Below are 10,087 nucleotides of genomic sequence, written 5' to 3'. Positions count from 1 at the left end.
ATATCTCCGAAGGCCACTTTAAAATCTACGATATGGTCATGGATAAGTGGAAATCTACCGGATTTGTAGCCACCGATGAAATCAACCAGACTTACGCCAAAATCGTTCTTACTACCGATCCTCTGTTGAACTTTGCCGATAAATACTCTGGTGTTGCCATTGAAGATGAACTAACCGACTTTGACCAAGACATGTCTGTAATTGGGGAAATAATAGAGACCCGCTTCGCGGTTGAAGATCACTTAATTAAGTTGATCGCCGATAGTTTAGCAATGCCGCCAGGTGCATAGCGAGAAGCGAGAAGCGAGAAGCGAGAAGCGAGAAGCGAGAAGCGAGAAGCGAGAAGCGAGAAGCGAGAAGCGAGAAGCGAGAAGCGAGAAGCGAGAAGCGAGAAGCGAGAAAATTCTTGAGGGTTGGCGTGTATTCGTCAACCCTTTTTGTTTTTTGGGATTCGGGATTCGGGATTCGGGATTCGGGATTCGGGATTCGGGATTCGGGATTCGGGATTCGGGATTCGGGATTCGGGATTCGGGATTCGGGATTCGGGATTCGGGATTCGGGATTCAACTTTATTTTGCTTTTCTAGGAAAAAGTCCTGTCAACACCTTTCGAGAGCAAGCTGCTTGTAATCCCCTCCAACAAACACCCCTCGACTCCTAAAGCGAAGCGCTCTCGACTCTCGGAGCGTAAGCGTTCTATTTGACCTCCAAAAAACAAAAAAGGCACCCGAAGGTGCCTTTTATATATAAAGCTCTTAACGATTAATCGTCAGAAGAGAAGCCAGCGTTTAGAAGTGCTGCTAGGTTATCTGTTGCTTGCTCAGCAGATGGACCTTCTTGCTCTTCAACACGTTTAGCTTGGCGCTCTTGGTGGTATGCGAAACCAGTACCAGCTGGGATCAAACGACCAACAATTACGTTCTCTTTCAGACCACGTAGATCATCACGCTTACCAGAAACCGCAGCTTCTGTTAGTACGCGAGTTGTCTCCTGGAACGATGCTGCAGAAATGAATGACTCAGTCGCTAGAGATGCCTTAGTGATACCTAGTAGCTCACGCTCGAAACGTGCAGGCTCTTTGCCTTCTGCTTCTAGGGTACGGTTAGAGATCTTAACTTGTGAGTATTCAACTTGCTCACCAGGTAGGAACTCAGAGTCACCAGCATGAGTAATCGTACACTTACGTAGCATTTGACGAACGATAGTCTCGATGTGCTTATCGTTAATCTTAACGCCTTGTAGACGGTAAACTTCTTGTACTTCATTTGCGATGTACTGAGTTACAGCGTGTACGCCACGTAGACGTAGAATGTCATGTGGCGTTTCTGGACCGTCTGCGATTACGTCACCACGTTCAACACGCTCACCTTCAAACACGTTAAGCTGACGATGCTTAGGAATCATCTCTTCGTAAGCGTCGCCGCCGTCACGAGTGATAACTAAACGACGTTTACCCTTCGTCTCTTTACCGAAGCTCACAGTACCTGTGTGCTCAGCAAGAATCGCAGGCTCTTTCGGCTTACGAGCTTCGAATAGATCAGCTACGCGTGGTAGACCACCGGTAATATCTTTGTTACCGCCAGATTTCTGAGGGATACGTGAAAGTGTATCACCCACACCAACTTCTGCGCCGTCTTCAATGTTAACAATCGCTTTACCCGGTAGGAAGTAGTGAGCTGGCATTTCAGTACCAGGGATCATTACATCTTTACCCTGCTCATCAACAAGTTTGATAGCTGGACGCATATCTTTACCTGCTGCTGGACGAGCTGCTGGGTCAGTGACTTCACTTGAAGATAGGCCTGTTAGGTCATCTGTTTGACGAGAAACGGTTACGCCATCGATCATATCTACGAACTGGATGCGACCTGCCACTTCAGTAATGATTGGCATGGTGTGCGCTTCCCAGTTGGCAACGACTTCACCAGCGGTTACCGCATCGTTATCCGCTTTGCTCAGCATCGAACCGTAAGGAAGTTTGTGCTTCTCTTTAGTACGACCGAACTCATCAATGATAGTTAGCTCAGATGCACGAGACGTGATCACTAGCTTTTTATCTTTGTTGATTACGAATTTCGCGTTGTGTAGCTTAACGGTACCCGTTGTTTTCGCTTGGATGCTGTTCTCTGCTGCTGCAGTAGATGCTGCACCACCGATGTGGAACGTACGCATCGTCAGCTGTGTACCCGGCTCACCGATAGACTGAGCAGCGATAACACCAACTGCTTCACCTTGGTTCACTAGGTGACCACGTGCTAGGTCACGACCGTAACACTGTGCACAACAACCGAAGTCAGAGTCACAGGTAACGACAGAGCGTACGCGCATGCTGTCAACTGAGTTCTCTTCCATGATCTGACACCACTTCTCATCAATTAGAGTGTTACGTGGGATCAGAACATCTTCTGTTCCTGGTTTAAGAACGTCTTCAGCAACAACACGACCTAGCGCTAGCTCAGTTAGTGCAACTTTAACATCACCACCCTCGATGTGAGGCATCATGTCAACACCCTCATGAGTGCCACAGTCATGTTCAGTTACAACAACGTCTTGAGCTACGTCTACTAGACGACGAGTTAGGTAACCCGAGTTCGCTGTTTTCAGTGCCGTATCCGCAAGACCCTTACGAGCACCGTGCGTTGAGATAAAGTACTGAAGGACGTTTAGACCTTCTTTAAAGTTCGCTGTGATCGGCGTTTCGATGATTGAACCATCTGGACGCGCCATCAGACCACGCATACCCGCTAGCTGACGAATCTGAGCAGCGGAACCACGAGCGCCCGAGTCAGCCATCATGTAGATGCTGTTAAACGATTCTTGTTGCTCTTCTTCACCGTCACGGTTTACTACTGTTTCAGATGAAAGGTTCGCCATCATCGCTTTTGCTACGCGATCGTTGGTCGATGCCCAGATATCGATAACTTTGTTGTAACGCTCGCCCGCAGTAACAAGACCAGATTGGTACTGTTCCTGGATTTCACGTACTTCTTCTTCCGCTTCTGCGATTTCAGTGTACTTAGCTGCCGGTACAACCATATCGTCGATACCAACAGATACGCCAGATAGTGCCGCGTATGCGAAACCTGTGTACATGATTTGGTCGGCGAAGATTACCGTGTCTTTAAGACCTAGCTTACGGTATGCCTCGTTAAGTAGGTTAGAAATTTGCTTCTTACCTAGCTTTTGGTTAACGATGCTGTACGGTAGGCCCGATGGTACGATTTGCCATAGCATTGCACGACCGATAGTGGTATCAACCATCTTAGTCTCAGTAGTGCTGTTACCATCTTCGTCTACAACTGTTTCTGTAATACGTACTTTAACACGTGCATGTAGCTCAGCGGTCTTAGTGCGGTATGCTTTCTCAGCCTCTGCTGGGCCAGAAAGGTACATGCCTTCACCTTTCACGTTGATCTTGTCACGAGTCATGTAGTACAGAGACCCCAATACAACGTCTGAGAAGGTACGATGATCGGACACACCTGACGCTGGCGACAGAATGTTGTTTGTCGACATCATCATCAGAGTGAGAGCTTCAAGCTGTGCTTCTAGAGTTAGAGGCACGTGAACCGCCATTTGGTCACCATCGAAGTCCGCGTTGTATGCCGCACACACGAGTGGGTGTAGCTGGATCGCTTTACCTTCAATCAGTACTGGTTCGAACGCCTGGATACCTAGACGGTGAAGTGTCGGTGCACGGTTCAATAGTACTGGGTGTTCACGGATGACTTCGTCCAGGATATCCCAAACTACCGCTTCTTCACGCTCTACCATCTTCTTAGCCGCTTTGATCGTAGTCGCAAGACCACGAGTCTCTAGCTTGCTGTAGATAAATGGTTTAAATAGCTCAAGTGCCATCTTCTTAGGAAGACCACACTGGTGTAGACGAAGGTAAGGACCTACTGTGATTACAGAACGGCCAGAGTAGTCTACACGTTTACCTAGAAGGTTCTGACGGAAACGACCTTGTTTACCCTTGATCATATCAGCAAGAGATTTCAGAGGACGCTTGTTAGAACCTGTGATCGCACGACCACGACGACCGTTATCTAGTAGCGCATCAACAGACTCTTGCAGCATACGTTTTTCGTTACGTACGATGATGTCCGGAGCCGCTAGCTCTAGAAGACGCTTCAAACGGTTGTTACGGTTGATCACACGACGGTATAGGTCGTTCAGATCTGAAGTCGCAAAACGACCGCCATCTAGTGGTACTAGAGGACGTAGATCTGGCGGAAGAACTGGAAGTACAGTCAAGATCATCCACTCTGGGTTGTTACCAGATTGGATAAATGCTTCAACCAGTTTCAGGCGCTTAGTGACTTTCTTACGCTTAGTTTCAGAGTTAGTTGTTTCTAGCTCTTCGCGCATTTGTTCAGCTTCAGCGTGCATATCCATAGAACCCAGTAGGTCCTTAATAGCTTCTGCACCCATCTTAGCAGTGAACTCATCACCCCACTCTTCTAGACGATCCAGATACTCTTCTTCAGTCAGCATCTGAGATTTTTCTAGATCAGTCATGCCTGGCTCTGTTACTACGTACATTTCGAAGTAAAGAACACGTTCGATATCACGTAGTGGGATATCCATTAGCAGACCGATACGAGACGGTAGCGATTTTAGGAACCAGATGTGCGCTACTGGTGAAGCTAGTTCGATGTGGCCCATACGGTCACGACGAACTTTAGTTTGTGTAACTTCTACACCACACTTCTCACAGATAACACCACGGTGCTTCAGGCGCTTGTACTTACCACAAAGACATTCATAGTCTTTAACTGGACCAAAGATACGCGCACAGAACAGACCATCGCGTTCAGGTTTGAACGTACGATAGTTGATCGTCTCAGGTTTTTTAACTTCACCGAAAGACCATGAACGGATCATGTCTGGTGAAGATAGACCGATTTTGATTGCATCAAATTCTTCGGTCTTATGCTGTGCTTTTAGAAAGTTTAATAAGTCTTTCACAATCAGCTCCTGTAAGGAGTTAAAAGGAGCTCACTCGCTAAAGTGAGCACCTTCTACTAAATAATCGCTTTGTCTCTCCCTCAACCTTGGTCGAGGGAGAAAGAGATTACTCTTCGTCTTCTAGCTCGATGTTGATACCTAGTGAGCGAATCTCTTTCAACAATACGTTGAACGATTCTGGCATACCAGGTTCCATGCTGTGGTTACCGTCTACGATGTTTTTGTACATCTTAGTACGGCCGTTAACGTCATCCGACTTAACCGTTAGCATTTCTTGTAGAGTGTAAGCAGCACCGTATGCTTCTAGTGCCCATACTTCCATCTCACCGAAACGCTGACCACCGAACTGAGCTTTACCACCAAGTGGCTGCTGAGTTACTAAGCTGTACGAACCAGTTGAACGAGCGTGCATCTTGTCATCAACAAGGTGGTTCAGTTTCAGCATGTACATGTAACCCACAGTTACAGGACGCTCAAACTCATCACCAGTGCGACCGTCAAACAGTTTTAGCTGACCAGATTCTGGCAGGTCTGCTAGTTTCAGTAGCGCTTTAATCGACGCTTCTGGTGCACCGTCAAATACTGGAGTCGCGATTGGTAGACCACCACGTAGGTTCTTGATCAGAGTACGAACTTCGTCATCTGATAGAGAAGCAATGTCTACTTGCTGACGAGTTTCGCCAAGGTCGTAAACTTTTTGTAGGAACTCGCGGAATTTCGCTAGTTCTTGCTGCTCTTTAACCATCTGGTTGATCTTGTCGCCGATACCTTTCGCTGCCAGACCTAAGTGAACTTCTAGGATCTGACCGATGTTCATACGCGAAGGTACACCCAGTGGGTTAAGTACGATGTCTACAGGCTGACCTTTTTCATCGTATGGCATGTCTTCAACAGGGTTGATCTTAGAGATAACACCCTTGTTACCGTGACGACCCGCCATCTTATCACCAGGCTGGATGCGACGTTTAACCGCTAGGTAGACCTTAACGATTTTCAGTACACCAGGTGCTAGATCATCACCTTGAGTGATCTTGCGACGCTTAGTTTCGAATTTCTTATCGAAGTCAGCTTTTAGCTCGTCCCACTGCTCTGCTAGTTGCTCTAGCTGAGTTTGTAGAGCGTCATCTTCTAGCGTAAGTTCTAGCCACTTCTTACGATCAGTTGTGTCTAGTTTCGCTTCAGAGTAACCGCCATCGATCAGTACAGCTTTGACACGGTTAAGAAGGCCACCCTCAAGAATCTGGAATTCTTCAGTTAGGTCTTTCTTCGCTTCTTTAAGCTGCATTTGTTCGATTTCAAGCGCACGCTTGTCTTTCTCTACGCCATCGCGAGTGAAGACTTGAACGTCGATAATCGTACCTGATACAGAGTTAGGTACACGTAGTGAAGTATCTTTAACGTCAGATGCTTTTTCACCGAAGATTGCGCGTAGTAGCTTCTCTTCAGGCGTTAGCTGAGTTTCACCTTTAGGTGTTACTTTACCAACTAGGATGTCACCACCCTTAACTTCTGCACCGATGTAAACGATACCTGACTCGTCTAGTTTAGACAGAGCAGATTCACCTACGTTTGGAATATCCGCTGTGATCTCTTCAGAACCAAGCTTAGTATCACGTGCCACACAAGTCAGTTCTTGGATGTGGATTGTCGTGAAACGGTCTTCTTGAACAACGCGCTCAGATACTAAGATCGAGTCTTCGAAGTTATAACCATTCCAAGGCATGAACGCGATACGCATGTTTTGACCAAGCGCTAGCTCACCTAGGTCTGTTGAAGGACCATCAGCAAGAACGTCACCACGTGATACAGGTTCACCTGGCATCACACATGGGCGCTGGTTAATACATGTGTTCTGGTTAGAGCGCGTGTATTTAGTCAGGTTGTAGATGTCGATACCCGCTTCGCCTGGTACTAGCTCTTCTTCGTTCACTTTAACCACGATACGAGAAGCATCTACTGACTGGATGACACCACCACGTTTAGCAACAGCAGTTACACCTGAGTCAACCGCTACGTTACGTTCAATACCAGTACCAACTAGAGGCTTGTCAGCCTTAAGTGTTGGAACGGCCTGACGTTGCATGTTCGCCCCCATCAATGCACGGTTCGCATCATCGTGTTCTAGGAACGGGATAAGCGAGGCAGCGATAGATACAACCTGGTTTGTCGCAACGTCCATGTATTGAGCGTGCTCACGAGGGTGTAGACCGGATTCACCTTTTTGACGAGCTGTGATCAGCTCATCGGCAAAACCGCCTTCTTCCGTTAACGCAGCGTTAGCCTGTGCGATAACGAATTGACCTTCTTCGATTGCAGATAAGTAATCAACTTCGTCTGTAACGACACCATCAACCACGCGACGGTATGGCGTCTCTAGGAAACCATATTCGTTACAACGCGCAAACGCAGACAAAGAGTTGATCAGACCGATGTTTGGACCTTCTGGCGTTTCGATAGGACATAGACGACCGTAGTGAGTTACGTGTACGTCACGCACTTCGAAACCAGCACGTTCACGAGTAAGACCACCAGGACCCAATGCAGAGATACGACGTTTGTGCGTGACTTCTGATAGTGGGTTGTTTTGGTCCATGAACTGTGAAAGCTGTGAAGAGCCAAAGAATTCTTTAACAGCAGCAGAGATAGGTTTCGCATTGATCAGGTCTTGAGGCATGATTGCATCAAGATCGCCTAGGCTTAGACGCTCTTTAACAGCACGCTCAACACGTACTAGACCGACACGGAATTGGTTCTCAGCCATTTCACCGACAGAGCGGATACGACGGTTGCCAAGGTGGTCGATATCGTCCACTTCGCCTTTACCGTTACGGATCGAGATAAGCTTCTTCATCACTTCGATGATATCAAGCTCATCCAGCGTGCCTTGCTCTTGCGCATCTTCACGGCCGATAGAGCTGTTAAACTTCATACGACCAACAGTCGATAGATCGTAACGCTCTTCAGCGAAGAATAGGCTTTCGAATAGTGCTTCTGCCGCTTCTTTTGTTGGTGGCTCACCAGGGCGCATCATGCGGTAGATCTCTACCAATGCAGAAATGCGATCAACCGTGCTGTCGACACGCAGTGTTTCTGACATGAATGGGCCGTGGTCTAGATCGTTTGTGAACAACGTTTCTAGTGATTTATGGCCAGCCTGAGATAGGTTCGCAAGCGCTTCCAGACTAATTTCCTGGTTAGCGTTAACAATGATCTCACCAGTTGCTTCATTGACATAATCTTTTGATGCAACTTTACCAACGATGTACTCAACAGGTACTTCGATGTGATCAACACTGTCTTTTTCAAGTTGGCGAATATGACGAGCAGTTACGCGACGACCTTGCTCAACGTAAGTTTTACCGTTTGCTTCGATGTCGAATGACGCAGTTTCACCACGAAGACGATCAGGAACCAACTCCATTAGTAGAGTTTGGTCTTTCACTTCGAAGTTCACTTTCTCAAAGAAGATATCTAGGATTTCTTCTGACGTCTTACCAAGTGCTCGAAGGATGATCGAAGCTGGTAGTTTACGACGACGGTCAATACGAACGTATAAGTTGTCCTTAGGATCGAACTCAAAGTCCAACCAAGAGCCACGGTAAGGAATAACGCGCGCGTTATATAGAACTTTACCTGAAGAGTGAGTCTTACCCTTATCGCTGTCGAAGAATACGCCTGGGCTTCGGTGCAGCTGGGATACGATAACCCTCTCGGTACCATTGATTACGAAGGTACCATTGTCTGTCATAAGCGGAATTTCGCCCATGTAGACTTCTTGTTCTTTAATGTCTTTTACAGTACCTGCTGGTGCGTCTTTATCAAAGACGACTAGGCGTAGTTTTACACGTAGTGGCTTTGAGTAAGTTACACCGCGGATTTGACATTCTTTAACGTCAAAAACTGGCTCACCAAGACGGTAGCTAACGTATTGCAGCTCAGAATTGCCGTTATAGCTCTGAATTGGAAATACAGAACGGAAAGCAGCTTCAAGGCCATATTGACCTTCAGGATCCTGTTCGATAAATTTGTCGAACGAATCGAGCTGGATCGATAGCAGGTATGGAATGTCCAAAACTTGTGGACGAGTACCAAAGTCCTTACGGATGCGCTTTTTCTCGGTATAAGAGTAAACCATGGGGTTCCTCAGCTCGCTGATAAGTGACCCAAACCGTCCGCCCGCACCTAGTTACTTAAGGGGGGTAAGGGACAGTGACTAAATAGCTGTTTACTGTAGTGACACTTCATTTCGTAGGAATGAAATGTTTTTTGCTCAGACATGAGACGCTTAAACAGCGGGAAAATTCGCTCATGCCCTACAGCGCAAAAAGGCCGGTGGTTAAAAAACCACCAGCCATTAGCCGTTAGGCTATGAAATTAAGCAATAATTACTTAACTTCAACAGAAGCGCCTGCTTCTTCTAGCTGAGCTTTAAGAGCTTCAGCTTCAGCTTTCTCAACGCCTTCTTTTAGAGGTGCTGGAGCGCCGTCTACAAGAGCTTTCGCTTCTTTAAGACCTAGGCCAGTCGCGCCACGTACTGCTTTGATAACAGCAACTTTGTTGCCGCCAACAGCAGTAAGAACTACGTTAAATTCAGTTTGCTCAGCTGCAGCTTCGCCACCTGCTGCGCCACCTGCAACTACTGCAGCAGCAGCAGTTACACCGAATTTTTCTTCCATAGCTTCAATAAGTTCAACAACTTGCATTACAGACATTTCTGCAACTGCGTCTAGGATTTGCTCGTTAGTAATAGACATAACAATTCTCTTTTAAGTCAACAATAAGTTTATTTTGCAACCAGTAAAAAGCAAGGCTTAAGCCGCTACTTCTTCTTTTTGATCGCGGATAGCAGCGATAGTACGTACCAGCTTGCCAGCAGAAGCTTCTTTCATGCACATCATTAGGCGTGCAATCGCTTCGTCGTAAGTTGGTAGTGTTGCTAGTACTTCAGCGTCAGTTAAAGCGCCTTCAAATGCAGCAGCTTTGATCTCGAAATCTTTGTTCTCTTTAGCGAAGTCTTTGAAAAGACGCGCTGCAGCACCAGGGTGCTCATTAGAGAATGCGATTAGAGTAGGACCAGTGAAAGTGTCAGTTAGACACTCGTACTCAGTACCTTCTAC

At 46.9% G+C, this 10,087-nt stretch carries 5 protein-coding genes; 1 reads left to right on the top strand and 4 read right to left on the bottom strand.

Features of this window, described 5'->3' with window-relative positions:
• A partial coding sequence (locus AND4_RS17740; RefSeq protein WP_009844369.1) for an Rsd/AlgQ family anti-sigma factor occupies positions 1 to 290 on the top strand: 290 nt, incomplete at its 5' end.
• 471 nt (positions 291 to 761) lie between these two features.
• Here AND4_RS17740 and rpoC read toward each other — a convergent pair.
• The 4 genes from rpoC to rplJ all read right to left on the bottom strand — a co-directional run.
• Positions 762 to 4,970, bottom strand: a complete 4,209-nt coding sequence (gene rpoC, locus AND4_RS17730) for a DNA-directed RNA polymerase subunit beta' (RefSeq protein ID WP_009844367.1) — start codon at positions 4,968 to 4,970, stop codon at positions 762 to 764.
• 106 nt (positions 4,971 to 5,076) lie between these two features.
• Positions 5,077 to 9,105 (bottom strand): DNA-directed RNA polymerase subunit beta, encoded by a 4,029-nt coding sequence (gene rpoB, locus AND4_RS17725; RefSeq protein ID WP_009844366.1) that lies wholly within the window; start codon positions 9,103 to 9,105, stop codon positions 5,077 to 5,079.
• Between the two features lie 250 nt (positions 9,106 to 9,355).
• Positions 9,356 to 9,724, bottom strand: a complete 369-nt coding sequence (rplL, locus tag AND4_RS17720; RefSeq protein WP_009844365.1) for a 50S ribosomal protein L7/L12 — start codon at positions 9,722 to 9,724, stop codon at positions 9,356 to 9,358.
• A gap of 57 nt (positions 9,725 to 9,781) precedes the next feature.
• Positions 9,782 to 10,087, bottom strand: a 306-nt coding sequence (gene rplJ, locus AND4_RS17715; RefSeq protein WP_009844364.1) for a 50S ribosomal protein L10, incomplete at its 5' end; no start/stop codon positions are given.

Source organism: Vibrio sp. AND4 (genome assembly GCF_000171815.1).
Lineage (GTDB): Bacteria > Pseudomonadota > Gammaproteobacteria > Enterobacterales > Vibrionaceae > Vibrio.
The sequence above is the reverse complement of the archived record's forward strand: the minus strand, read 5'-3'. Positions and strand labels throughout refer to the sequence as shown.

What these genes read in the sequence shown, in the direction of transcription:
- rpoB (WP_009844366.1), bottom strand. Translation starts at nt 9,105, where the DNA reads ATGGTTTACTCTTATACCGAGAAAAAGCGCATCCGTAAGGACTTTGGT.
- rplL (WP_009844365.1), bottom strand. Translation starts at nt 9,724, where the DNA reads ATGTCTATTACTAACGAGCAAATCCTAGACGCAGTTGCAGAAATGTCT.